A 22,996-nucleotide genomic window follows, 5' to 3' on the forward strand; every position below is an offset into this window, starting at 1 on the left:
GTGGGTCTGGGGGCACTGGGTCGTGCTCGGGATACCCAAGACGTCGTACAGGTGCTGGCCGTGAGCCCACTTCTTCAGTTCGGGACGGCCGCCCACCGGGCACGACGAGCCCGGGGATCGGCCCGCCTGCGGCCCTGACTTGCGCGGTCGATTGCAGACTGTGGCGGCACTCCAGGCCGGTCAGCGAGGAGAATAGGCGAATGGTCTACGGCAGTCACCGCGCCAAGGGCGCGCCGGCTCTGGGTGCGCTGCCCGGCCAGGAGGGAGGCCACTGGTCCGAGCCGGGTGAGACGGACGACACCGCTGCAGAGGATGGCCTCGGCGGGCCGTGGTGCCGCCGCCCAGTAGGTATGGGTGAGACGTGGCAGGGCATCCGGGGTGAGGGGCCGGGGTACCGCCCGTCGATGTCATGGGCCTTGAAGGGGTGAAAAGGTGAAGGGCTTCCGCAGCTTCATTCTGCGCGGCAATGTGGTCGACCTGGCGGTCGGCATCGTCATCGGAGCGGCGTTTACCGCCGTCGTCAACGGCTTCGTCAGCGCCTTTTTGACCCCGCTCGTGGGGCTGGCCACCGGTGCCACCGGCGACATGACCCGCAAGACCTTCACAGTAGGCACCACCAAGTTCCCCTACGGAGCTTTCATCAACGCGGCGATCAGCTTCCTCCTCCTCGCCAGCGCCCTGTACTTCCTCGTCGTACTCCCGATCAACAAGCTGCACGAGCGCCTCGCTCCCCACAACGACGTCCAAGCCCCCAAGCGGGACTGCCCCGAGTGCCTCAGCCCGGTCCCGGCCCAGGCCCGACGCTGCGCCTCCTGCACCGTCCCCCTGCCCGCGGTACCCGCCCAGGCCGGGGAGACAACCCAGCGGGCCGGGTGACCGGTCCCCTGATCGATCGGTGACAGCCGGACAACCTCGGCCCGTCGCGTACGTACTCGTAAGCGTCGTCGCTGATCTCGTAGGCCGGTTCCATGGATGCGCCGATCACGACCCGGGCGTCGGCGTAGGCGCGCGGCGGCATCAGGTTCCACTGCACTCGGCGGCGACGTTCAGCGGCGCGGTGCGCATCAGCCGGGCGAGGGTGTCGCTGGATTCACGTTTGGCCACGATAATCAGGGGCGGCAGGGCGGCGAGCCGGTCGGCGTCCTGGCGGGCCCGGGCGTCATCGCGCTCGGGGCGCAGGCGCAGCACTCCGATCCGCCGTTGATCATGGGCACCCACCACTGCGTGCCGCGGTCGGCGGCCGAGCCTGCGGGCATCAAGCCGCCGCACCTCGACTCCTACGTGCTGTCACTGCCGGTGAGCACTGAGATCGCCCAGGTCCGCGGCCACGACGGCTACGGCTTCCCCAAGTGGGTCACCGACCTCGACGTCGGCATCGACGCGAGCCGCACCACGGCGCGCGTGGCCAACGACAACGGCGGCACCGACCTGTCCCTGACGGCGGCCACCCCCGCCCAGACCGTGTACCGGAGCGGCGAGCGTGTCACGTCGCTCACCTCGTACATGCCGATCGATGGCGCCTGGCACTCGACCCTGAGCCAGACCAACGTCCTGTCGGCCGGCACCGCACGTATGCCGCGGGGCGTCGCCCTGGAGGTCGGTGAGGGCCGTATGGCAGACGATCTGCGCTCCCTCGGCCCGATCAGGACCGTTCAGTTCGACGTCGTGACGGAAGGTCAGCTCGCCCTGCACATGCCGGTGCCGACGTCCTTCCAGAGCCGGAGTTGAGAAGTGAGGAACCCCGTCACCATGGCCACCGACCAGGCAGCCCTGTGCCCTGCCGCCCGCAGCTGCACACTTCCCGCCTCCCTGTCCCCGGACCGCATCGAGCAGCTGGCCGCACTCCTCACGGCCGCACCGGACGCCGCACGGGTCACCAGCCACGCCCCGTGGGCGATCTGCTGCGCGAGCCCTTGGCGGTCGACGTACGGGGCGACGGCGGCGAGGACCAGGTGCTGCAGTTCGTCCGGCTCCAGCGCCGCGGGCGGCTAGACAGGCTGCGTCCTTCCGGTGCGGGGTCGGCGGGTGTGGGTGCGTTATGGGTCACCGCCTCCGTTGCTGAGTCCCCTCATCCCCCAGCGCCCACAGCAGGGTCAGGGTCGGCTGCGGACGGAACACGCCACACGGCCCTAACCTGCGATGAAAGGCCGATGAGGCTTACGTCCCGCCACACGGGAACAGCGCCCAAAGCTCTATTCCCGGCGTCCCACCAGGCGGGAAGCGGCTCCAGTCGAGGAGCCAGTGTCATCGCTCTCTAACTCAAAGGGGGTTCCTTTACGCGCTCGTCTTGCCGTCTCAGCGGTGGCTGTTGCCGTGGCCGGCGTCTTCTTCACTGCACCGGCCGCGTCCGCGGCAACGCTTCCGTCGGCCAACACCGCACATCACTGCATCCACCACACCACCGGCGTGTGCGGCTGAACGCACCACCAAAAGCCAAGGACAAGTACGAGACCGCGAAGTGCCAGGACGCCACCGCGGACGACTCGCGGCACTCGCAGGGCACCTGCTCCCACCACCACGGCGTCCGTTACTGGTTCAAGCAGCCCTATCCCCCGCACCGCAGGTCGCCTCCTCCGCACCCGGAGAAGGCGACCTGCGCGCTGTCGAGGCGCCTATGAACCGGCGCCACCCACCATCAGGTCAGTGACGGTTCTCGCCGCGGTCGTCGCGGTCACCACCACGGTGGTCCCAGTCACCGCCACGGTGGTCGCCCTGGTGGTCCCGGTGGTCGCCCTGGTGGTCCCGGTGGTCGCCGCGGTGATCCCAGTCGCCGCCGCGGTGATCCCAGTCGCCGCCGCGGTGGTCGCGGTCGTCTCCCCAGGAGACGGCGTCGACGAAGCGGCCGTCGTCGTTGCGCAGGGTCGCGGTGTCACCGCGGTCGTCCCACACCTCACGCCGACGGTCCTGGTACACGTCGGTACGGGTGTCGCGGCCGAAGCCGGTGTGGACACGGACCGTGGACCGGCCGCGCAGCCACAGGTGGCGGAAGGTGTAGGTGCGGCCGTCGTCGTCGGACAGGGTCCAGCCGTCCAGGTTCACTCCATGACGGGTGGCGTTGGTGACCTCAACCCACTCCTTGTTCAGCGCCCAGTTGGAGCGGTCGTCGCGGTCGGGACCGTCGTAGCGCACTTCGCTGATGTAGACCGCCCTGTGGTGCGGGTAGACGGCCTGGTGGCCAGTCGCGGCCGAAGCCGGCAGGGCGACAGCGCCCACCGCCGCAGCAGCCACAGCGGTGAGGACGGTCAGACGGCGGACGGAAGAAGAAACGGACACGAGAGTCCCCCTTCGCAAGGAGCCACACCCAGCCGACCCCGTGGAAGAACCCACAGGCCCGGCCTGGTGCGTTGTGCTGGTGTGCAGCCGGTCGGCCGCACACGCACACCCTGCGGCCCGCGCCCTCACCGGGTGAGGGAAACACGAAGGCCGTCACACATTCAACATATTTCCGTGACTCTCCCGTGTAACCACCATATATGCGCGAAATGCACCATGTTGACGCGGTATCAGGGCATCAGGCCAGGCAAATACAGGCCTCAGAGAGCGCCACCCCGGCTTCCGCTACCCGACCTGAACGACGGCGTTCATCCGAAAGTGAGTAACAGCCGACGGCCCTCGAGCGGGCTGCCTGTGCACGGTTCACCGATGATCTGCGCCGCTCGTTCCTCGGCACGGTGGTGCTGCGGCCGGCTCGTGCTCCGGCCGCGGCACCACCCCGGCCCAGCCGCCCCAGAAGTGGAGAAGCAAACCGGCACACCGCTGCGGGCGACTTGATTGCTACACCGCACCCGCCGCCAGACGCGTCATCGCCATCAGGCCACCAGGTGTTCTGGCGAGGCCGTTGATGAAGGTATGCAGGCTGGGTAGATCGTCGGCTCTGACCGCCTCCATCCATTCGGGGAGACGTTCTCCCTGGAGCTGCGTGAGCATTTGCCCGAAGGAGCGGACACGCCCGGCGAGGGTGTCCGGTTCGGGGCAGTGAGCCAGAACGGGCTTGATCTTGAGTCGCTCCTTCTCCGGAAGGGCGTCCGGGTGTGTCAGGATCCACTCGGCAACGGCCCTGGGCGACGGCGGCCGCCCTTCCGGCACTGCGTCCCGGAAAAGGCGAAGGTATGCGCGGACGGCACCGTATCCACCGGCGTATCCGTGGCTCTGAATCTCCCGCCAGAGGGCCCAGGCGTTCGTGCAGCCCTCGGCCCACCACTCGTGCAAGTACGGCTTGGAGTCGTCGAGCTTCGTCCTGCGGTTCTGCCACTGACCCCGGAAAGAGGTCTTCCGGGGTTGCCGCGTCGGCTAGGACCTGTCTGATAGGTCGGTGACGAGATGGGTTGCCAATCGTTCAGAGCATCGTTGTCACCGCATCTGCGGTCTGACCAGCTGCATGCATAACATCTAGATGAGAGGAAGTGGTGACATCGGAATGAGAAATCGCACGGCCGGGGCGGGCGGCCCCTGCCGGGTACGCAGAGGCCAGGCCCGAGGCTGAGGTGTCCTGGCTCGGCCGTCTCGCACGCACCTGGTGGTGTCCCCGGATCCGGAGGCCGGAAGGGAGCCTGACATGGACGAAACCCTCTCCACCGATGTGCTCGTCGTCGGTGCGGGACCCTTCGGGCTCTCTGCGGCCGCCCTCGCTCGCGATCACGGCATTGACGCGCAGGTGGTCGGGCGGCCGATGGGTTTTTGGCATGAGCACATGCCCGACGGAATGCTACTGCGCTCGGGGGTCGACTGGCATCTGGACGCCGCGGGAGTGCACACCTTTCAGGCCTTTCTGGAAGAGCAGGGCCTGGCCGGTGACGAGGTTCTCCCGGTGCCCGTGGGACTGTTTCGTGAGTACGGGGAGTGGTTCTGCCGCGTCAAACAGGTGCCGGTCCGGTCCGGACTGGTGCGGGACATCGCACGGCGGGAGACGGGATTCGAAGCGGAACTCGCCGATGGCGGGCGGCTGCGTGCCGAGGTCGTGGTCGCTGCTCCTGGTGTCGGCTATTTCCGGCAGTTGCCTGCGTGGGCGGCCGGTGTGCCGGTCCGTCGGGCGGCCCATAGCTGTGACCTGGTCCGTTTCGATGACCTGGCGGGCCGGCGGGTGCTGATCGTGGGAGGTCGGCAGAGCGCGTACGAGTGGGCGGCCTTGCTTGCCGAGCACGATGCCGAACACGTCGACGTCGTCCACCGCCATCCCGTTCCGCGTTTTGAGCCGGTGAGCTGGGCGTTCTTCGACGACTACGTCGACAGCACCCTGCAGGTCCCCAGGTGGTGGCGTCGGCTGACGGCCACGGAACGGGAGGCGATCGACATGCGGTGCTGGCGGGCCGGACGGGCGACTCTGGAACCATGGCTGCCTGCCCGGCTGGACCCGGCGGTGGTGCGCCTGTGGCCGGACACCGATGTCGTCCACGTCGACGGCGGCGCGAGTGGTGACACCGTGCAGATCACGCTGTCCAATTCCGAAATCCTGACAGCTGATCAGGTGGTGTTCGCCACCGGGTACGCACCCGACCTGGCACGTGTCCCCTACCTGGCCGGTCTCGTGCAGCAGATCGCCACCCGCAACGGGTTCCCGGTGCTGGACGAGAACTTCCAGACCGCCGTACCCGGGCTCTACCTCACCGGACTCGCAGCAACCCAGGACTTCGGCCCGTTTCTGGGTTTCGTCAAAGCCGCACCGGCCGCGGCGACCATCCTCGTGCGGCACTTGCGGGCCCGCTGGGCCTGACGAGCAGAGCGGCCCGCTCACGAGCGCACCCACGGGGCCCCCGCCGCCGGCACCCACGCAACCGGCCACGGCTTCGGCGGCAAGATCGGTCGACGCAGCGTGCCGCAGGGCAGAAGTGGCCGCCGGTGGTGGGGTCCAAACCCAATCGACCGGCCGCTGACAGGCACGGCCGCGCCCCCTCTTTCCGACCCGCACGGGCGCGCGCCGGTCGATTGCCCCGCCGGCCTCGCCCGGCGCGGCCGGGCGCGCCCCTCTCCGTGGACGGGCAGCCGGCACGTGCCGACGCATCGGCTGGGTACGGCGAGCGGGCATCTGCGGTGTCCGCGTCCCTTCCTGCCCACGCCCAGATCACCTCTTCTGGCAGCCGAACTGCATCGCCTCGGCCGCCATTGGTGCTATTGGGGCCAGTGGGGTGGGCGTTTTTCCAGGAAGGAGGTGATGCCTTCACGAGCCGCCGGGGTTTGGGAGGAGTCGGCCATGACCTGGCAGGCGATGTCGTAGGCGTCTGCTTCAGGGCGGTCCAGTTGTTCATACAGGGTGCGTTTGCCCAGTGCCTTGCTGGCCGCGCTGCCGCGGGTGGCGCGGGCGAGGAGTTCCTCGACCGCTGTGTCCAGCTCGCCATCGGGTACGACTTGGTTGATCAGTCCCCAGTCCAGGGCGGTACGAGCGTCGATCACGTCACCGGTCAGGGCCATCTCCATGAGCCGTTTGCGTCCGATGGAGCGGGCCACCGGCACGGCAGGGGTGTGGCAGAACCAGCCCCCCTTGCCGCCGGGAAGGGCGAACCCGGCACGGTCACCCGCCACGGCAAGGTCGCAGGACGCCACCAACTGACACCCGGCGGCCGTGGCCAGCCCCTGCACCCGGGCCACCACCACCTGGGGGACGGACTCGACCAGTCGCATCACGTCGGTGCACAGCTGCAGCAGTTCGCGGGCGCCCTGAACGTCGAGGGCCAGCACGTCGGCGAAGTCGTGCCCGGAACTGAAAACCGGTCCCCTGGCCGCCAGCACGATCCCCCTGGCCCGGGAGCCGGCCACCTCGGTCAGGGATTTCTGCAGCTCTCGCAGCATCTCCCTGCTCAGAGCGTTCCTGCGCTCTGGATGATTCATAGTGACCCAGGTGTAATCGCCCCGTGTGCACACGATCACCTGCTCACATGTGGCCATGATCTCAGCCTACGCCTGGCCCGCGCGCAGAGTCCCTGTGCTGTTCGCGACGCTCCGCGGCGCCACCTACTACGAGCCCCGAACCCCACGCATCGCTTGACGAAAGACATGGGGGCACCCTCCCGGCAGCCTGCTTCCGCACGCCGAGGCCCGCCCGACCCATCACCGGCCGCTGTCGCGGAGGTGGCGGTGGGACGCGCGAGGGATTGGAGAAGTGCGGAACAATCCCCCTGGGCGAATGAATTCCGTCCGGAACATCGACGATGGCTACGATGTTCGGTGGCTTTAGGGGTCTTTGTGAGTGAATATCAGTACATCTTCATTCGTCCCGGATTTCCTCGGGATCGACTCATCAGCGATGCTGCGGCAGCCTGCGGCGCCGAAATGAGACCTGTGGATTCCGAGTTCGTCGCTTATGCAGCGAACGTGGGCAATGCGGCGGTCGAGGTCGAGTTCACCCATGAGTACGAGGAAGACCATGGCATGTGGTTCGAGCGCTACGACTCGCTGTTCACTGTCCGGGACTTCGACTCGAACCTGGAACGTCAGGAGGTCACTGCGCGAAGAATCTTCGAGAACCTCGCCGCCCTCGACCGCTACGAGCTGCTCCTCGTACGCGACCTGCAAGAGCCGCTCGCCTCGTCCGGGCCTTCGCCTCAGTGAGGCAGGTCGGCTTTCCGCCGAGGGGATCACCCGCATCCGGTCGGTACGGATCCCCGAAGAGCTCTGATGCTGGGCGAGGGGATGATCGCTGGCCGATCGTCAGCGGTCGGTGGCATGGCTGGGCAGGGAGGGCGATCAGGAACTGCCCGGATGCGACAACTCCCCCACGCCCCCTTCACCGGCACTTCACGAGGCCAGACAAGCAGGGAGCACAGCGCGCGGGACGCGTAGAGGTAAATCCCTCTTCAGAGGCTGGCTGACGAGCGTAACCGGCGTGACTGGCCTCCGTTGCGCCTTGCGTGGACGAACTTCTCGATCCGCATTCGGTATGCCGGAGCTCTAAGCCCCGCCTGACGCTGCTCACTCGCACCGAGGCGCAGCAACTGCTGGATCTCCTGCAGCACTTCGGCAGGACCGACCACGGCTGGGGCGCCCAGGGCCGGCACTTCGCCGCCGAACTCGCAGCCTGTGTCCCCTCACGCGATGCCTAGTGCTGGATTCCTCAAAGGATGTACACAAAGCGGTGGCGCAAGAGCCTGGTGGGTGGTGCGGGCCTGCCCCAGATCCGGGGTCGGGCGCAGGCATTGAGCTGGGCTGTGGCCACTTCGGTGGCGTGGGTGATGTGGTCGCGGTCGCCGAAGGAGCGTCCAGCCAGGGCGGTCTTTCGGAAGACGTGCCACCAGCCCTCTTGGAGGTTGAGCCAGCAGGCGCCGACCGGGATGAACACGTGCCTGATGCGCGGATGGTCCTCGAGCCAGGTCCGGGGGGACGTGCTGTTGTGCGAGGACAGCTTGTCAGTGATCACATAGAGCACCTCAGGCGCCTGGTCGGCCGCGAAGCGGGCGATCTGAGCCAGCGACCGCGCGCCACCGAGCACCGCGACCAGGCACAGCCCCAGCAGCGAGCCGAGCCGGTAGCGGCGTCCTCGTACCCGGCGTGGATCGGGGAGGCGGTCGAACACCTCGGCCAGCATGGCCAGTTTCGTAGGGGTCCGTGGGTGAACATGGCGCGGCTGCATCCTCGAAGTGGCGCGTGAGGACGCTGACCAGGGAAGATCGCACGCGGACGCGGCTCCAGGTCGATCTTCGGTCTCAGCGACCTTGATCATCTGGCGTCGCGTCCGTCGTTTCCACTCGGGCATGGGAACAGTCTCGCGGGTGCGGGTGTCCGCACCGGAAGGGCGGGGGAGGTCAGCTCTGGGCGGTGGGCCGGACGACGATCTCGTTCACGTCGACCGCGGCAGGCTGGTCGATCGCGAAAGCGATGGCCCGGGCGATCGCGTCGGGCGGGATCGCGAGGTCGTCCCGCTTCTTCGTGATCTCTGCTCTCACCTGGCTGTTGGTCGACGCCTCGGCGAAGTCGGTCGCAGTCACACCAGGTGAGACGGTGGTCACCCGCAGGGAGTCGCCGGCTTCCTGGCGTAGTCCTTCGCAGATGGCCCGGACCGCGAACTTGGTGCCGGCGTAGACGGCCATGGTCGGCACGACGCGAAACGCGGCAGTGGAGGCGGTGGTGACGAAGTGGCCGGTGCCCTGCGCTCGGAAGACCGGCAGCGCGGCGCCGATCCCGTGCAGCACGCCCTTCACGTTGACGTCGACCATGTGGTCCCACTCCTCGAAGCGCAGATCGTCGAGAGGTGAGATGGTGCCGACTCCGGCGTTGCTGACGAGGACGTCGAGTCGGCCGAAGCACTCACCGGCCAGCGCAACCAGGGCCTGCAGGTCCTCCCGACGGGTCACGTCGGTGCGGATCTGCACGGCCGTGCCACCTGCCTTCTCGATCCGGGCCACCAGTTCCGCCAGGCGTTCGGACCGGCGTGCGCCGAGGACGAGTCGCGCGCCGCGTTCGGCGAGCAGCAGCGCGGTCGCCTCGCCGATGCCACTGCTGGCTCCCGTGATTGCCACCACTTTGCCCTTGATTCCGGACATGAGTTGCCCTCTCCATTTTGGGCACCGGGGCCGGGGTGCCGAGTGGTAGCAGGTCCTGGGGGAGCGTCCGCAAGCCGTTGCGCCACTGGCAAGCCGGGTGCCGGTGTGACCGTGTGGGGCCGTCGGTCATGCCGCGGCCCGTGCTCGCACACCAGTCTCCGAGGGGCTTAGCCTGGTATCCAGACCGTAGTTATTCTGGAAGTGAAGGTGCCATCCCGTCATGCCCACGCAGCCGGACCGACGCCGTCAGCTGAGTGAATTCCTGCGCAGCCGGAGAGAGCGCCTGACCCCTGACGAGGTGGGCCTGCCCCAGACCGGCCGCCGTCGGACGCCGGGACTTCGCCGAGAGGAACTGGCGCTGCTGGCCGGGATCAGCGCCACCTGGTACACGTACCTGGAGCAGGGGCGAAAGATCCGCGTCTCCGAACAGGTGCTCAACGCCCTCGCCGCGGCGCTGCGGCTCGACCGGCACGAGCGCAATCATCTTCTCCAACTCGCCGGTCACGCGCCTGCGGCCGAAGCCGAAGAAAGCGAGCCACTGACAGCCGAGGCGGGTGCCGTCCCCCTGCTGCTCCAGCCGAACCCGGCGTACATCATCGGCGGCAACTATGACGTCCTCAGTCACAACCAGGCAGCCCACGAGTTGTTCCCGAGGCTCATCACTGAGGCGGACCGGCCCGCCAACTTCGCCCGCTGGGTGTTCCTCGAACCGGTGGCCCGGGACGTTCTGGTCGACTGGGAACCCGAAGCACGTGGCCTCCTCGGCCGACTTCGGACGCTAGCGGCACGCCATTCCGGCGACACGCGGTACACCCGACTGATCGAGGACCTGAACGAGGGCAGCCCGGAAGTGCAGGACTGGTGGCCCCGGTACGAGGTGCAGGCCCGGCACAGCGGTCGAAAACGGCTACGGCACCCCCAACGGGGAGCGATCGATTATGCCTACACCGCCTTTCACCTGGCCGAACAGCCGGAACAGACGCTGGTCGTCTACTTGGACAGCAGCGAACCGCCCGATGAGGGCGTGGCGGTGACCGGCAAATGAAGGAGAAGACCGGCGGCAGTACCAGCGCTCACGGTACGGCGGCGGAGGGCCGGCGACTACGCGCCGAGCAATTCCTGGAGAAACAGGGCCGCCCCACCGCAGATGACGCGTGAGAGGCCAGCCATTCTTCGACGCCGAACTGCACACGGTTACTGCTCTGTCGGCTCCAGGACGGGGGCGGCCCCCGGTGGGGCACGGTGGCGCGGGCCCGGCGCGGGAGCCGGGAAGCGCGCGTCACAACTGCCTTATGCGGCGGGTCGCTCCACTCTGTGGATCTACGCCTGGTCGAAGGTCCAGACGAGCACCACTTGCCTCCCTTCCGAAATGCCTCCGGCACGACAGTAAGTCGCCCGTGCCGCCACGTTGTCCTCGTCCGTGATCACCCACATGCCGTAGCAGTTCCGTTCGCGCGCCAGGTCTGCAAGCGCCGACGCCAGGGCCCGGCCAACACCGCGCCCGCGGAACGGCTCGTCCACACCCAGCTCGTACAGGAACATCTCGGTGTCCTTGTCCGGGTGTGTCATCTCGACGCCGGTGACCATCCCTGCTGGGCCGTCATCGACTGGTTCACGAACTGCTGCAGGTTCTGCTCGTTGCCGTCCGGCAGCCGCGAAGCCATCGCCTGGATCGACTTGCGGCGGCCGTCCAGCATTACTGATCTCTTCGGGTTGTTGTCGGCTGGTGGGTGAGTCTCAGTCCGGTGCCGGCAAGGCAGCCATCGATCAGGTCGGGGCGGAGCTGGATGTGTCGCAGACCTCGGCGGAGGGTGCGTTCGAGGTGCTCGTCGTCGGTGAAGGCGGTGTTGGCCAGCGGGCCGCGCCGTAACAACGACCAGATGCCCTCGACCGGGTTCAAATCCGGTGCGTAGGAGGGCAGTTGAACGATGGTGAGCCAGTCGTGTGCTGCGGCGTACTCACGCATCCCGGCAGCCCGGTGGGTGTTGAGGTTATCCCAGATCAGCACGATGGGAGCCTGGAGCTGGATGTGGGCGCGCACGACCAGGTCGCGGTAATCGCTCCACGCGAAGGTGTCGCGTCCTTTGCCCCGATGCTTGCGGTGGCGGCGCGGCCGGTAGATCAGCCGGGACGTCTCGCCGGGCTTGTAACAGCACATCGCCGCGATCGACCAGCGGCGCCAGGAACGGCCCCGCACCCGCACCACCGGCGTGTGCCCACGCCGGCCCCAGGTGCGGGCGCGCGGTGGCGTCATCGAGAACCCGGCCTCGTCCTCGAAGACGATATACGCCCCCAGCGCCGCCGCAGTCATTCCGCCTGCGGCCACACATCCTTCTTCCACAGGCCCACCGCCTGCTCGTCGCGTTCCAGGGCCCGGCGGGCGGGACACTGCCAGGACCAGCCGTGCCGGTGCAGCAGCCGCCACACCGCCGCCGACGAGCAGTCCAACCTGAACTTCCGCGCGATCAGCACCCTGATCCGGGCCAGGGTCCACCGCTGGTCCTCCCAGCCGTGCGCGGCCGGCCCCACCGCCAACTCTTGCTCCAACTCGGCGAACTGGCCGTCGGACAGCCTGGGCAGTTTCGGCGGCCCCGCGGAGGCGAGCGCGTCCATCCCGCCCTCCCGCCAGGCACGGCGCCAGCGTTCCACCGACCGCTCACTGACCCGCAGATCCTTCGCGATCACTGCGGTTCTCTCACCGCGAGTGAACCGCTCACCGGCCTCGTACCGGATCCGCTCGCGAAAGTGCCGCCGCTCCGCGGTCAGTCCACCACCCTGCGCGTACCGCATACCACCGGCCTACCGCAGGGATCACCACGCGTCACCACCCCCGACAACAACCCGAAGAACTCAGTAGCCCCCGCAGGTAGCAGTCACCCTTGGCCCGTTGATCCTTCCGCGGCACCGAGGCAAATACATCGGCTACGAATAACGCCAACATCGCCCGGAACCGCTTCACTTGAAGTGCGGCCACGCACCCAACATGCTCCTCAACAGGCTCGACGTGAAGACCCAACGGAGTCCTACTAGGTGTCCTCAGCGGAGCCGGGCGGGGCTGAGCCGTGATCAGTGTTCGGATGCCTCGGCCATGAGTGCCTCGGCCGTTTCGGTCCGGGCGTACAGAATGCTGCGGCCGATCCGGGTGGGGCGCACTAGGCCCGCGTCCCTGAGTGCGGTGAGGTGCTGTGAGGCGCCGCCGACCGTGAGCCGGGTGAGCGCGGCGAGTTGGGTGGTGGTCGCGGGTTCGTGGAGCAGGGTGAGCAGGCGCGCCTTGGGTCTGCCGATCACCTGGGCGAGTGCGTGCGAGGGAGCGGCGGGGCGTGACTCCCAGATGGTGGCAGTTCCGCGCGCCGGATAGCGCAGGAGCGGCTGCCAGGGAGGTTTGGTGAGCAGTGAGACTCGTGGCCAGGCGAACGCGGATGGGGCGAGGACCAGGCCGCGCCCGTCCAACTCGACGGTACCGGAGCGGTTGCTGAGCAGCCTGACCCCGAGCCTGCCGTCCTCCCAGCGGAGGTTGGGGTCCAAGTCGGAGAAGAGCTGGCGGCTGCCGCCGGTGGACAGCAGATGTGCGCGGTGCCGTACGTCGGCTTCGAGGACCGCGCGGATGCGCGGCCAGTACGGTGCCACCGCCAGCTCCCAGTAAGCCTCGATAGTGGTCACCACCCGTTCGATCGCCGCGAGGGGATCCGCGTACCGGGGCAGCCCCAGGGCATGGAGGTCGGCCTGGATGCCTTCCACCGGGTGCGTACGCATCGCTGCGAGTTCGAGCCGGATGTCCGGGGCCGCGATCACCGGAGCCGGCGCGACGAACGCAGCCACCCTCGGCGTGACGAGTTCGGTGACCGGCCGCAGGTCCAGCCGCGCCCGGGCCAACCGAGGGCGTACGGCCGCGAGCCACGGGCCGTGCAGTGCGTGACCCTCCGGCTGTGTCAGGACACGCAGGCTCGCGATCGCCTCCCACAGCGGCGAGATCGCCAAGCGGGTCAGCGCGAGGTCCTCGATGGTGAACTCCAACTCAAGCATCAACTGAGTTTAGTTATTTCTGAACTCATGGCGAGCCGTGCGGTACGTCCGCCAGCCTCGGGCGTCATGACTCGCGCACTCGTCACACCCGCACCCGGCGCCGTGGACCGGCGGCACCGCAGCGCGCTCGCCGACCGTGACTTCCGCCTTCTGTACACAGCCGACGCCGCGGGCAGGCTCGGCGCACAGGTCAGCTTTCTGGCTCTCCCCGTCCTCGCGCAGACCGCGCTCCATGCAGGGCCGGGACAGGTCGGCCTGCTGTCCGCGCTGGGCACCATGGCCTTCTTGCTCATCGGCCTGCCCGCGGGGGCATGGGTGGACCGCATGCCCAAACGGGCCGTGCTCGTCGCGGCCAACCTGAGCAGGGTCGCGCTGACCGGCTCGATCCCCGTGGCCTGGGTCTGCGGAGTACTCGCTCTTCCCCAGATGTACGTGGTGGTGTTGCTGACCGGGGTGGCGACAGTCTTCTTCGACATCGCACATCTGTCGTATGTCCCCCACCTCGTCGGCGCGGACCGGCTCGTTGCCGCCAACTCCACCCTCACCGGGCTGAATCAGGCTGCGGATGTCTCCGGACGCGGCATCGGTGGCCTGGTGGTGCAGTTCGTCGGACCGGCGGCAGCGATCGTCGCCGACGCGCTCGGCTTTCTCTGGTCTGTGTCGTACATCGCGCGGATCCGGGCCGCCGAGCCAAGCCCGCAACGTACAGCCACGACCAGACCCCCGCTCTGGCGGGAGACGGCCGCCGGGCTGCGCTTCGTGCTCGGCCATCCGATGCTGCGAGCACTGGCCGTCAAGGGGGCCGTGACCAACCTCGCGATCCAGGTGTGCCAGGTGTCGTTCGTGGTGCTGTTCACCGAGAAACTGCACCTGTCGGCCGGAATGCTGGGGCTGGTGCTGTCGACCGGTGGCATCGGCGGTTTCCTCGGCGCGATCGTCGCGCCCGCCGTCGGCCGGCGCCTCGGGCACGGCCGGGCCTTGTGGATCGTCGGCGCGGTAGCGGGTCCCTTCGCCCTGCTCACCGCTCTCATGGCCCCAGGGCCCCTGCTGTGGGTCGGCGCGGCCGGCTGGATGGTCACCATCGTCCAGACCGGCCTGGCCAACGTCCTCGCGGTCAGCACCCGCCAAACGGTGACCCCTGCGGCGATGCTGGGCCGGATGAACGCCACCTTTCGGTTTCTGCTCACCGGGGCTCTCTCCGTCGGCGCCCTGCTGGCCGGGCTGATCGGCACCTGCTTCGGGGTCCGCCCCGCGATCTGGGCCGGCGCCGTCCTGATCGCGATCAGCTGGCTCGTCGTGTTCTGCTCACCGCTGCGGAACGTACGTCACCTGCACGAACTGGGCGGCTGAGCGCGACATCCCCGTCGAGCCTCCTGCGGCAGACGCACCCTCCACCTCCCACCGCAAGCCCCTGGGTGACTTCACAACAAACCGACGTCGCAGGCTCGGTCAGAAGGTGACTCCCGCATCACCTCGAAACGACTCGGCGCCCTCAGATGCACAGCCGGCGCGTCGAGCTCAACCGTCCGACGCACACCAGTACGCCGCCGGTGACCAGTACACATCGGTGATCTCCGCGTTGAGCCTAGGGCAGCTTTCCGGGCGGCGACGAACTGCACGTTCTCGTCCCAGCACTCGTCAGCGCTGTTGACGTAGCGAGGGCGCTGGACCAGAGTCGCGGCCCACGATCTCGCGATGGCCCAGTTCCTCAGGGGGCCGTGTCCGTCATGCCCCGGAGCGGGTCACCAGCACCTCGAGTGCCTCGTTGAGATATGCGCGGAACTCCCCGCCCTCCTCCGGAGGCAGCATCGAGGGCACCGCGTGGCCGAGTTGGGCGTGACCCAGATAGACGGTGTACGCGAGCAGTCCGCGGCGGCGGGCCTCCGGTTCGGGGAAGCCGAGGTCGGCGAAGAGCTGGGCGAGGTATGCCAGCCTGCGCTCGGTCACCCGGCGCAGGGCCGCAGCGATCTGGGGTTGCGTCGCGGTGGCGAGCAGCGCGACCTCGAGCGGATCGGCCGTGGCCGACGTGATGGCTTCGGCGAAGAGCAGATGGATCCGCTTCCTGGGGTCTGGTTCCGTCTCGACCTCACTGATGGTGCTCTCGGTGTTGTTCTGTGCCCAGCGGTCCAGAGCGGCCTCGATGAGTGCGTCACGGTTGGCGAAGTGCCAGTAGAAGCTGCCCTTGGTGGTGCCGAGCCGGGCTGCCAGGGGTTCCACGGCGACGGCCGCGATACCGCCCTCACGGATCGCGGTGAGCGCGGCGTCCGCCCAGTCCTGGGCGGTCAACCGGGGTTTCCTGCCCTGTCGTTGCTGTCGTTGCTGCCGTTGCGCCATGACCATACGCTACCGTATGGTCAACCATACGGTAGCGTATGGAGGTAAGCGATGACTGCGGTACGCAATGTCCACGAGCGTGTGATCGACGCCCCCGCGGTGACGGTCGGCGCCCTGCTCGACCGCCTCTCCGCCGCGGACGACCCGATCTTCCCGGCCCCGGCCTGGCCGCGTATGCGCCTTGACGGCCCGCTCTGCGTGGGTGCGGACGGCGGGCACGGCCGGATCCGCTACCACGTCACGGCGTACGAACCCGGGCGTCGCGTCCGCTTCGACACCCCGCCGGGCGACGGCCTCGACGGATACCACGAGCTGACGGTCGCACCGCTCGGCGCCGAACGCTGCCGCGTACGCCATGTCCTCGAGTGCGAAGCGCGCGGCCTCCTCCGGCTCCAGTGGGCCTGCGTCATACGGCACGTACACGACACAATGATCGAGGAGATCTTCGACAACATCGAGCGCGCGGCGGCCGACGGCGTCACCCGCCCGATGCGCTGGTCACCGTGGGTGCGGCTGCTCCACCGTCTCGGCTGGGCCCGGCCCCAAGCCATCGCCAGACCGGCGGCGGCCCAGCTGATCCGAACCTCCCTCGACCGTACCGACTACGAGGACGCGTACCGGATGGAACTCCTGCCGGGCCTGCCACGTGACCCAGCGGCCTGGACGGGCATCCTGCGCGGCACGTTCCCGGTCCTCGCCCAAGCGGGCGGTGAGCTGCTCCTGGACGTGAACACGGCGGGTCTGACGGCCCGCGCCTCGATCCTCATCGATGAGCGTCACGTCACCCTCAGCACGGCCGTGAAGGCCGACGGTCTGCGCGCGCGCCTCTACTGGAGTGTCGTCAAACGCGTACATCCCTTCATGGCTCGCACCATGTTCCGGCGCACACACCGCACGTTGGCCCTCGCAGCGCCCAGCGCCGGAGAACGGAGCCGGGCCGTCTCACTCAGAGCGTCCGCCACGGGATCACCGGATCCGGGGTGAGCGGCTGCGGACGTACCAAGGGCACGGGGTGGCTGCGTGCGCGCGTTCGCCGAGTTGGTTGAGTTCCCTCGCCGGTGGGCGGTTCCGGGATGGTCATCAGGCCACGAGGTCCTCTCGTTCCACGTGCTGGCCATTCTCGAATCTCGCGCCCGCACGGAGCAGCGGGACCAGGTGAGCTCCGGCGACCGCTCGCCAGCGGGCGTGGGCGGACTCGACGAGCTTGAACACCGTCGCGAGGGCTGCGGCCGGGCTGCCGGCACCGCGGGTGACCTTGGTGCGGAGCCTGATTTGGAGAACGTGGACTCGATGGGGTTCATGGTCCACAGGTGGATCCGTTCGTGGTCCGCAGGAGGCTCCACTGGTGGCCAGGAAGTCGTGAAACGCCAGCAGCTCCTCCTGGTCGTAGGCGATTCGTCACCGCCACTACCGGCAGCGCGCGGTGACAGTCGGGGGGTGGCGTTGGCGCCCCCATACGGCGGCGCTTACCAGGCGGCCTCTACCGTCCGCAGGCGGCGCAGCAACCGTTCTGCCAGCGGCAGAACGCCCGCCCGACCGGAGTCGACGGTCACTACAGTCCACTCTCATGGTGACGATTACCACGCGCACGGTCGAGTACCAGGCCGACGGCCTCACGATGATCGGGCACCTCGCGCTCCCCGCCGGTGTCGACTGCCGGCCCGCGGTCCTGGTCGGGCCCGAGGGGATGGGGCTCAGCGATGTCGAGCGCCGCCGGGCCGATGCGCTCGCCGAGCTGGGGTACGTGGCGCTGGCCTTCGACCTCCACGGCGGCCGCTATCTGGGCGACCCCGAGGAGATGCTGGCCCGTTGCATGCCACTGCTCGCCGACCCCGATCGGATGCGGGGCATCGGCCACGCGGCGCTCGACGTGTTGCGCGCCGAACCGCGGGCCGACCCCGACCGGATCGCCGCCGTCGGCTACGGCACCGGGGGCGCAATCGTGCTGGAACTCGGGCGCCACGGCGTCGACCTACGCGCGATCGGGACAGTCAACGCACTGACCACGGGCCGACCGGGCGAGGCGGCGCGCATTCGCTGCCCGGTGTGGGCCGGGGTCGGGTCGCAAGACCCGATCATGCCGCCCGCGCAACGGGACGCGTTCACCGCCGAGATGCAGGCCGCGGGCGTCGACTGGCGCCTCGTGGTCTACGGCGGAGCGTTGCACGCCTTCCATCACCCACCGGTCGACCACACGGTGCGGCCCGGCGTCGGCTACCACCCACGGCACGCACAGCGGGCCTGGTGCGACATTGTCGACCTGCTCGCCGAGTGCTTGCCTGTGACGGAGTGACCGGTCCCACACCACCAAGAGGTCACGGCTCCCTTAAGCCGGCTTCATGTCGCACCACCACCACGGCTCCATCGGGCAATCCGCAACAGCGAGGCCGGCCGTCAGCCGTGGACCATCCGATCTCACCGCTCAAACCCTGCCGTTCGAGTTTTTGAGCTGGGCAAACACCGAAACGCCAACGACCGTGATGTCATGTGCGGATCAGCAGGCACTAAGACGCGGCACGTGAGCCGCCTGAGGAGGCTGGGTGTTCGAAGGGTTCGAGACCGCGCAGATCGATGTCGGTGAGGCTTCCGTCTTCGTCCGCTTCGGTGGGGACGGTCCGCCGGTGGTGCTGCTGCACGGGCATCCCCGCACATCGGCGACGTGGCACCGGGTCGCACCGTTGCTCATACGAGCCGGTCACACGGTGGTGTGCCCGGACCTGAGGGGATACGGGCGTTCCAGGGGACCACGTTTCACGGCCGATCACGCCGGCTATTCCAAGCGTGCGGTTGCCGGGGATGTGGTGTCCGTGATGCGCAGGCTCGGACATCGCCGATTCTCACTCGTCGGACATGACCGCGGAGGCGCCGTGGCTCTACGCCTCGCGCTCGACCACCCCGACATCGTCTCCCGGGTGGTGTTCGCGGACTGCCTGCCGCTGACGGAACATCTGTCGCGGATCACCGTCGAGTTCGCCACTCAGTGGTGGCACTGGTTCTTCTTCGCGCAGCCGGGCATCCCCGAGCGCGTCATCTCCGCCGATCCTGACAGCTGGTACCGCGGCGACCCCGAGACCATGGGAGAGGAGAACTACGACGAGTGGCGGCAGGCCACACGCAATCCCGAGGTGGTACGAGCGATGCTGGAGGACTACCGCGCCGGCCTCACCATCGACCGGCAACACGAGGAAGCCGATCGCGCCGCCGGTGCGCGCATCGCCTGCCCTACGCTGATTCTCTGGTCCCGGCAAGACGACATGGAGGATCTCTACGGAGATCCCCGTGCCATTTGGAGCCGGTGGGCCGATGACGTTCGTGGGCACAGCATCGATTCCGGGCATCACGTCGCCGAACAGGCGCCCGAGGCATTGGCCTGTGCACTTGCCGACTTCCTTGGACCAGACCCCTACCTCGAGTAGCTACCGCTCATAGAGCACGCCACACAAGCTGAGCCGGAAATTGGTCACTCACCGTGCATGCATCACAGGAAGTGGACCAGAGTCCGAGTTTCGACGTCACTGGGGTACTTGCTCGGGCAGCAGCGGGGTGCTCCTCTTGAAAGGGCCCTGGCCAGTGCTGAGGTACACGGGGGGTGGTGTGCGCCCGCAGCGGGCTGCGGCACCGACGCCGACGGCCCTGGGAGCACGTATCAGGCGGTCGAGGTGATCGCCCGGGTGACGGCCGTGATCGCCGGGGTTGGGCGGCCGGGGAGTCGCGCCACGAGAACCCGGCGGATCTCGGGAGGTGCGCCTTCGACGTGCAGCAGGCTCACCCCGGGCGGCAACACCGGCGCGAGCCGGGAGGGCACCGTTGTCACCCCGAAGCCGCCCGCGATCAGCTGGAGCTTCGTCAGCCAGTCACGCGCGCGGTGGACGATGTGCGGTCGTCCCGGCAGGCCGGGCCAGACACCGAGCACCGGCTCAGAGTTCGACGCCGGGGTGGCGATCCACGGAGCGTCGACCAGTTCGTCGACGTGCACCGCGGTGCGGCCGGCGAACTCCCCGGTCGAAGGCGCCGCCACGACCAGTTCGGTGTCCATCACGGTCTCCACGTGCAGGCGCGGCGACTCGCCGTCCAAAGGCCGGTGGGGCGGGCGGGACGTCAGCACGGCGAGGTCGATCGAACCCGCGCGCAGTGCCCGGATCAGGGTGGGTGTGGTGCCCTCGGTAGTCGTGACCGTGATCTCCGGGTCGGTTGCCGCGAGGCGGGCGAGAGAGGGAGGCAGGATGGCCGCGCCCGCGCTCAGGAACAGTCCGAGCCGCATCAGTTCGGTCCGCCGGACGGTGCCGGTGAGGTCGTACTCGGCCGCCGTCAGGCAGTCCAGGATGGTGCGAGCGTGGCGCAGCAGGGTCAGACCCGCGGGGGTGAGCCGCACTCCGTCGGGGCGGCGTTCGAAGAGGGCGATGCCGGCACTTCGTTCGAGGGAGGCGGCCTGGCGTGAGACCGCCGACTGGGTGTAGCCGAGCCGGGTGGCTGCCGCGGTGAAGCTGCCGGACTCGGCGATCTGCCGCAGGACCCGCAGGCCTGTGCTGGAGATGTCCATGCGGCATACGCATACCACGCATGCTTGATCGTCGCTTCCCGCATGCCCCCGGGGCTCCTAGTGTCGATCACGACGAACACGGCCGGACACGGAGGTCATCACGTGCAAGCAGCAATTCTGACGCAGTTCGGTGCCCCGCTCACGGTACGGGAGGTGCCCGAGCCCGAGGCCGGCGGCGGCGAGGTGCTGGTCGAAGTGCTCGCCACCTGTGTGGCCCCGTACGCGGCCGAGGTCTTCAGCGGTGAGCGGAACTACCCCCTGGTCCCTCCCGTCGTGCCCGGGACCGGCGGCGTGGGACGGGTCGTTCACGTGGGCCCGGACGCCACCCGGCTGCGCGCTGGCGACCTGGTGTGGTGCGACTCCACGGTGCGCTCGCGGGACGACGCCCTGACGCCCGACATCACGCTCCAGGGCTGGAGCTCCCGCGGTGGGGGCGGCGCGCGGCTCGCCCGGTACCTACACGACGGATCGTTCGCCGAGCTCATGCGGGTCCCGACGGAGAACGTCTTCCCGCTGCCCGCAGCCGCGGGGGACGACCCGGCCCGCTGGGCCGCGCTCAGCGTTCACCTCATCCCTTACGGCGGGCTGCTGGCCGGCGGGCTCGCAGCCGGCGAGACGCTGCTCGTCAGCGGGGCCACCGGCAACCTCGGCAGCAGCGCGGTCGCGGTCGCGCTCGCCATGGGAGCGGGCCGCGTGGTCGCCCCAGGCCGCAACCTGGCCGCGCTCGACCTCCTCGCCGACCGGTTCGGTCCACGTGTGCGCCCGGTCCCGCTCACCGGGGACGAGGCCGACGACCGCGCGGCGATGTCCGCGGCGGCCGACGGCCCGATCGACATGGTGATCGACCTGCTACCGCCGAGCGCACCCAGTTCGGCGGCGCGCACGGCTGCCATGACCGTGCGCGAGTACGGCCGCGTCGTCCTCATGGGCGGCGTCGGCATGCTCGGTGGTGACGACCTCGCACTGCCGTACCCATGGATCATGCGCAACTCGATCACCGTGCGCGGCCAGTGGATGTACCCGCGTACAGCGAACGTCGGCATCATCCGGCTGATCACCTCGGGCACCCTGGACCTGGCCCCCGAGCGGGTCCGGTCGTTCGGCCTCAACGCCGTCAACGACGCCGTCACCTATGCCGCCTCACACGGTGGTCCGTTCGACCGCACAGCGCTCATCCCCCCAACTCGCTGACAAGACCGAGTGATCTCCACATGTCAGCGCTACGCTCACCAACCTCACGAGCGCAGGCTCGCCATGCTGCTGTTACGTCTCGTGAACAACCATGATCCTCAAGATCACCAACTGCCGCCCGAACGGACGAACAAACGCTGCCATGAGGAATGTACGAAGCCAGCCAGACCCATGGTCGGGCTCATAGTCAGGGCCGTGGTCACCCCGTGACGGTTCGGGACCCTCATTCTCGAGAGGCTCATCGTTTGGCGGTCTCCCCCAGCTGCTCGGGAATCCACGGCATGGTACGAGCGGTACCGCCTCGCTTGCGCGGGCGCGTCTCGAGGCGGGTGGGTCGCTCGATGGGGTCGCTGGCCCGGCCAGCGGCGGTTGTCAGCAGTGTGCGGATCTTGCGGGCGAAGTCGGGGCCGGGCAGGGGCAGCTCCGTGTCGGGTTCGCTGAGTATCCGACGGCGACAGCGGTGGGCAGGAACTTCATGAGTGCGGTGACTGCGGCGGAGCGTGGCCGGCGGGAGGTCTGCGCGGCGAGGTGTCGCAGAATGCGCAGAAGTGTGCAGCGTCTCGCCGTCGCGGGACAGCCGCATGCGCGGCGGCTGAAACCGGTGGCCGGCCAGGGTCTGGTTGGGGTCGTCCCAGGTCATCAGTCCAGCCACGTCAAGCGCGCCGGGTACGTGGCGGTATGCAGTGCCTGGGCGAGGAAGTCCTCGCCCAGGCATGCCGCGATGGACAGATCCGTCATCGCGTCAGGGCTCCCGGCCCGTCAGTCATCGCCGTCGCTGCGGCCGGTGCCGCCGCCGTCCGAGGGGATAGCGTTGCGGCCCCGGGCGGCGACGATCCGCTGCCGGGAGCGGACCAGACCACCGGCCTGCGGCGCGGACGCGGCGGGCGGGGGCTGGACTGGACTGGGCATGGGACCCTCCCCCGGATCGGTCGGCCGCACCCTGGACGGCACGGCCGCGGACACCCGCCAGTACAGCCACCCGGGCGGCTCGCGATAACCCCGTCATGGGGGCCCCAAGTTGGGTATGGTCGCGTGTCTGACACTTCGTCATTCCGCGAGGTTCAGGGGGACTTGAGGACGACCTACCGCCGTCGCCTGCCCAGCTTCCGCGCCGCCTGCTGGCCGACCCTGCCGGCCTCACCGCTCCGGCACTCGCCGCCCGGACCGACGTCGACCAGCCCCTCTCCTGCGACATCCCCCAGGACCTTGCCGGCCTGGAGGCCGCAGCCGAGAGCTACGGGTACGGCTACCACGGCCAGCAGCCCACCCGCGTCCTCGCCGACCTGGTCGCCGACTTTACGACCCTGCGCCCGCTGCTCCTCGTCACGCAACCCGCCCCAGTGCGGGCGCGACTGTGCCGCACGGCCGGGCAGATGGCCGGGATGACCGCGATCGTCTTACACGACCTGGGCAGCCGCCGGGAAGCCCGCAGCTGGTT

The 22,996-nt window shown here is 68.8% G+C and carries 24 protein-coding genes and 4 pseudogenes; 12 read left to right on the plus strand and 16 right to left on the minus strand.

Going from position 1 to position 22,996, the window contains the following annotated elements:
* Positions 1–432: 432 nt before the first annotated feature.
* Positions 433–876: a large conductance mechanosensitive channel protein MscL gene (mscL, locus tag ABZ919_RS39480; RefSeq protein ID WP_361258473.1), complete on the plus strand. Its 444-nt coding sequence runs from the start codon at positions 433–435 to the stop codon at positions 874–876.
* 141 nt (positions 877–1,017) lie between these two features.
* Here mscL and ABZ919_RS39485 read toward each other — a convergent pair whose 3' ends face one another.
* The gene (locus ABZ919_RS39485) at positions 1,018–1,188 is read right to left on the minus strand and encodes a hypothetical protein (protein ID WP_361258476.1); all 171 of its coding nucleotides are present in this window, start codon (positions 1,186–1,188) and stop codon (positions 1,018–1,020) included.
* Positions 1,189–1,251: 63 nt separating this feature from the next.
* On the opposite strand from ABZ919_RS39485, the pseudogene ABZ919_RS39490 reads away from it, so the two are divergent.
* The 3 genes and pseudogenes from ABZ919_RS39490 to ABZ919_RS39500 all read left to right on the plus strand — a co-directional run.
* Positions 1,252–1,728, plus strand: a pseudogene (locus ABZ919_RS39490) (acetoacetate decarboxylase); the annotation flags it as partial.
* A gap of 21 nt (positions 1,729–1,749) precedes the next feature.
* Positions 1,750–1,992: a hypothetical protein gene (locus tag ABZ919_RS39495; protein WP_361258479.1), complete on the plus strand. Its 243-nt coding sequence runs from the start codon at positions 1,750–1,752 to the stop codon at positions 1,990–1,992.
* Between the two features lie 416 nt (positions 1,993–2,408).
* Positions 2,409–2,618: a DUF3761 domain-containing protein gene (locus ABZ919_RS39500; RefSeq protein WP_361258482.1), complete on the plus strand. Its 210-nt coding sequence runs from the start codon at positions 2,409–2,411 to the stop codon at positions 2,616–2,618.
* A 22-nt stretch (positions 2,619–2,640) separates the two neighbouring features.
* On the opposite strand, the gene ABZ919_RS39505 is transcribed toward ABZ919_RS39500, so the two are convergent.
* Positions 2,641–3,228 (minus strand): lamin tail domain-containing protein, encoded by a 588-nt coding sequence (locus ABZ919_RS39505; protein WP_361258546.1) that lies wholly within the window; start codon positions 3,226–3,228, stop codon positions 2,641–2,643.
* A 546-nt stretch (positions 3,229–3,774) separates the two neighbouring features.
* A complete protein-coding gene (locus tag ABZ919_RS39510) occupies positions 3,775–3,927 on the minus strand; it encodes a hypothetical protein (protein ID WP_361258485.1) in 153 nt (50 codons plus the stop codon).
* A gap of 628 nt (positions 3,928–4,555) precedes the next feature.
* Here ABZ919_RS39510 and ABZ919_RS39515 point away from each other — a divergent pair.
* Entirely contained in the window at positions 4,556–5,710 is a 1,155-nt protein-coding gene (locus ABZ919_RS39515) for an FAD-dependent oxidoreductase (protein WP_361258488.1), read from the plus strand.
* A gap of 395 nt (positions 5,711–6,105) precedes the next feature.
* Here ABZ919_RS39515 and ABZ919_RS39520 read toward each other — a convergent pair whose 3' ends face one another.
* Positions 6,106–6,879, minus strand: coding sequence for an enoyl-CoA hydratase-related protein (locus tag ABZ919_RS39520; protein WP_361258494.1), 774 nt, complete (start codon positions 6,877–6,879; stop codon positions 6,106–6,108).
* A gap of 426 nt (positions 6,880–7,305) precedes the next feature.
* On the opposite strand from ABZ919_RS39520, the gene ABZ919_RS39525 reads away from it, so the two are divergent.
* Positions 7,306–7,542 carry a hypothetical protein gene (locus ABZ919_RS39525; RefSeq protein ID WP_361258497.1) on the plus strand — a complete coding sequence of 79 codons (237 nt, stop codon included), beginning with the start codon at positions 7,306–7,308 and terminating at the stop codon, positions 7,540–7,542.
* A gap of 502 nt (positions 7,543–8,044) precedes the next feature.
* Here ABZ919_RS39525 and ABZ919_RS39530 read toward each other — a convergent pair.
* On the minus strand, positions 8,045–8,515 hold the full coding sequence (locus tag ABZ919_RS39530; RefSeq protein WP_361258500.1) for a transposase family protein: 471 nt from the start codon (positions 8,513–8,515) through the stop codon (positions 8,045–8,047).
* A gap of 217 nt (positions 8,516–8,732) precedes the next feature.
* On the minus strand, positions 8,733–9,470 hold the full coding sequence (locus ABZ919_RS39535; RefSeq protein ID WP_361258502.1) for an SDR family oxidoreductase: 738 nt from the start codon (positions 9,468–9,470) through the stop codon (positions 8,733–8,735).
* A gap of 220 nt (positions 9,471–9,690) precedes the next feature.
* On the opposite strand from ABZ919_RS39535, the gene ABZ919_RS39540 reads away from it, so the two are divergent.
* Positions 9,691–10,515, plus strand: coding sequence for a helix-turn-helix transcriptional regulator (locus ABZ919_RS39540; protein ID WP_361258505.1), 825 nt, complete (start codon positions 9,691–9,693; stop codon positions 10,513–10,515).
* A gap of 275 nt (positions 10,516–10,790) precedes the next feature.
* On the opposite strand, the pseudogene ABZ919_RS39545 reads toward ABZ919_RS39540, so the two are convergent.
* The 5 genes and pseudogenes from ABZ919_RS39545 to ABZ919_RS39565 all read right to left on the minus strand — a co-directional run.
* Positions 10,791–11,078, minus strand: a pseudogene (locus ABZ919_RS39545) (GNAT family N-acetyltransferase); the annotation flags it as partial.
* Positions 11,075–11,176, minus strand: a pseudogene (locus ABZ919_RS39550) (transposase); the annotation flags it as partial. The pseudogenes ABZ919_RS39550 and ABZ919_RS39545, both read right to left, overlap by 4 nt.
* Positions 11,167–11,724: a transposase gene (locus ABZ919_RS39555; RefSeq protein ID WP_361258549.1), complete on the minus strand. Its 558-nt coding sequence runs from the start codon at positions 11,722–11,724 to the stop codon at positions 11,167–11,169. The pseudogene ABZ919_RS39550 and the gene ABZ919_RS39555, both read right to left, overlap by 10 nt.
* A 53-nt stretch (positions 11,725–11,777) precedes the next feature.
* The gene (locus ABZ919_RS39560) at positions 11,778–12,260 is read right to left on the minus strand and encodes a winged helix-turn-helix domain-containing protein (protein WP_361258508.1); all 483 of its coding nucleotides are present in this window, start codon (positions 12,258–12,260) and stop codon (positions 11,778–11,780) included.
* 276 nt (positions 12,261–12,536) lie between these two features.
* Positions 12,537–13,493 carry a DUF5937 family protein gene (locus tag ABZ919_RS39565; protein ID WP_361258511.1) on the minus strand — a complete coding sequence of 319 codons (957 nt, stop codon included), beginning with the start codon at positions 13,491–13,493 and terminating at the stop codon, positions 12,537–12,539.
* A gap of 66 nt (positions 13,494–13,559) precedes the next feature.
* Between ABZ919_RS39565 and ABZ919_RS39570 the strand changes: the two genes are divergently transcribed.
* The gene (locus tag ABZ919_RS39570) at positions 13,560–14,843 is read left to right on the plus strand and encodes an MFS transporter (protein WP_361258514.1); all 1,284 of its coding nucleotides are present in this window, start codon (positions 13,560–13,562) and stop codon (positions 14,841–14,843) included.
* Positions 14,844–15,218: 375 nt separating this feature from the next.
* On the opposite strand, the gene ABZ919_RS39575 is transcribed toward ABZ919_RS39570, so the two are convergent.
* On the minus strand, positions 15,219–15,827 hold the full coding sequence (locus ABZ919_RS39575) for a TetR/AcrR family transcriptional regulator (RefSeq protein WP_361258517.1): 609 nt from the start codon (positions 15,825–15,827) through the stop codon (positions 15,219–15,221).
* 51 nt (positions 15,828–15,878) lie between these two features.
* On the opposite strand from ABZ919_RS39575, the gene ABZ919_RS39580 reads away from it, so the two are divergent.
* Complete coding sequence (locus ABZ919_RS39580) at positions 15,879–16,811, plus strand: DUF2867 domain-containing protein (RefSeq protein WP_361258520.1); 933 nt, start codon at positions 15,879–15,881, stop codon at positions 16,809–16,811.
* A gap of 96 nt (positions 16,812–16,907) precedes the next feature.
* Here ABZ919_RS39580 and ABZ919_RS39585 read toward each other — a convergent pair.
* Positions 16,908–17,161 (minus strand): annotated as a pseudogene (locus ABZ919_RS39585) (IS256 family transposase); the annotation flags it as partial.
* 233 nt (positions 17,162–17,394) lie between these two features.
* Here ABZ919_RS39585 and ABZ919_RS39590 point away from each other — a divergent pair.
* Both ABZ919_RS39590 and ABZ919_RS39595 read left to right on the plus strand, forming a co-directional pair.
* On the plus strand, positions 17,395–18,120 hold the full coding sequence (locus tag ABZ919_RS39590; protein WP_361258523.1) for a dienelactone hydrolase family protein: 726 nt from the start codon (positions 17,395–17,397) through the stop codon (positions 18,118–18,120).
* 247 nt (positions 18,121–18,367) lie between these two features.
* The gene (locus ABZ919_RS39595; protein WP_361258526.1) at positions 18,368–19,243 is read left to right on the plus strand and encodes an alpha/beta hydrolase; all 876 of its coding nucleotides are present in this window, start codon (positions 18,368–18,370) and stop codon (positions 19,241–19,243) included.
* A 230-nt stretch (positions 19,244–19,473) separates the two neighbouring features.
* Here ABZ919_RS39595 and ABZ919_RS39600 read toward each other — a convergent pair whose 3' ends face one another.
* A complete protein-coding gene (locus ABZ919_RS39600; protein WP_361258529.1) occupies positions 19,474–20,367 on the minus strand; it encodes a LysR family transcriptional regulator in 894 nt (297 codons plus the stop codon).
* A 102-nt stretch (positions 20,368–20,469) separates the two neighbouring features.
* Here ABZ919_RS39600 and ABZ919_RS39605 point away from each other — a divergent pair, with 102 nt between their 5' ends.
* Positions 20,470–21,558, plus strand: coding sequence for an alcohol dehydrogenase catalytic domain-containing protein (locus ABZ919_RS39605; RefSeq protein ID WP_361258532.1), 1,089 nt, complete (start codon positions 20,470–20,472; stop codon positions 21,556–21,558).
* A gap of 759 nt (positions 21,559–22,317) precedes the next feature.
* Here the strand turns inward: ABZ919_RS39605 and ABZ919_RS39610 are convergent.
* Positions 22,318–22,467, minus strand: coding sequence for a hypothetical protein (locus tag ABZ919_RS39610; RefSeq protein ID WP_361258535.1), 150 nt, complete (start codon positions 22,465–22,467; stop codon positions 22,318–22,320).
* Between the two features lie 173 nt (positions 22,468–22,640).
* The gene (locus ABZ919_RS39615; protein ID WP_361258538.1) at positions 22,641–22,889 is read right to left on the minus strand and encodes a hypothetical protein; all 249 of its coding nucleotides are present in this window, start codon (positions 22,887–22,889) and stop codon (positions 22,641–22,643) included.
* Between the last annotated feature and the right edge of the window lie 107 nt (positions 22,890–22,996).

Origin of the sequence: Streptomyces sp. NPDC046759, from assembly GCF_040645475.1 — a bacterium.
Taxonomy (GTDB): domain Bacteria; phylum Actinomycetota; class Actinomycetes; order Streptomycetales; family Streptomycetaceae; genus Streptomyces.

Coding starts and splice junctions, on each gene's coding strand:
- ABZ919_RS39530 (WP_361258500.1), bottom strand. CDS start 8,515: ATGCTGGCCGAGGTGTTCGACCGCCTCCCCGATCCACGCCGGGTACGA.
- ABZ919_RS39560 (WP_361258508.1), bottom strand. CDS start 12,260: ATGCGGTACGCGCAGGGTGGTGGACTGACCGCGGAGCGGCGGCACTTT.
- ABZ919_RS39600 (WP_361258529.1), bottom strand. CDS start 20,367: ATGGACATCTCCAGCACAGGCCTGCGGGTCCTGCGGCAGATCGCCGAG.
- ABZ919_RS39580 (WP_361258520.1), top strand. CDS start 15,879: ATGACTGCGGTACGCAATGTCCACGAGCGTGTGATCGACGCCCCCGCG.
- ABZ919_RS39535 (WP_361258502.1), bottom strand. CDS start 9,470: ATGTCCGGAATCAAGGGCAAAGTGGTGGCAATCACGGGAGCCAGCAGT.
- ABZ919_RS39495 (WP_361258479.1), top strand. CDS start 1,750: ATGGCCACCGACCAGGCAGCCCTGTGCCCTGCCGCCCGCAGCTGCACA.
- ABZ919_RS39515 (WP_361258488.1), top strand. CDS start 4,556: ATGGACGAAACCCTCTCCACCGATGTGCTCGTCGTCGGTGCGGGACCC.
- ABZ919_RS39520 (WP_361258494.1), bottom strand. CDS start 6,879: ATGGCCACATGTGAGCAGGTGATCGTGTGCACACGGGGCGATTACACC.
- ABZ919_RS39570 (WP_361258514.1), top strand. CDS start 13,560: ATGACTCGCGCACTCGTCACACCCGCACCCGGCGCCGTGGACCGGCGG.
- ABZ919_RS39510 (WP_361258485.1), bottom strand. CDS start 3,927: ATGCTCACGCAGCTCCAGGGAGAACGTCTCCCCGAATGGATGGAGGCG.
- ABZ919_RS39565 (WP_361258511.1), bottom strand. CDS start 13,493: ATGCTTGAGTTGGAGTTCACCATCGAGGACCTCGCGCTGACCCGCTTG.
- ABZ919_RS39590 (WP_361258523.1), top strand. CDS start 17,395: ATGGTGACGATTACCACGCGCACGGTCGAGTACCAGGCCGACGGCCTC.
- ABZ919_RS39540 (WP_361258505.1), top strand. CDS start 9,691: ATGCCCACGCAGCCGGACCGACGCCGTCAGCTGAGTGAATTCCTGCGC.
- ABZ919_RS39610 (WP_361258535.1), bottom strand. CDS start 22,467: ATGCCCAGTCCAGTCCAGCCCCCGCCCGCCGCGTCCGCGCCGCAGGCC.
- ABZ919_RS39555 (WP_361258549.1), bottom strand. CDS start 11,724: ATGACGCCACCGCGCGCCCGCACCTGGGGCCGGCGTGGGCACACGCCG.
- ABZ919_RS39575 (WP_361258517.1), bottom strand. CDS start 15,827: ATGGCGCAACGGCAGCAACGACAGCAACGACAGGGCAGGAAACCCCGG.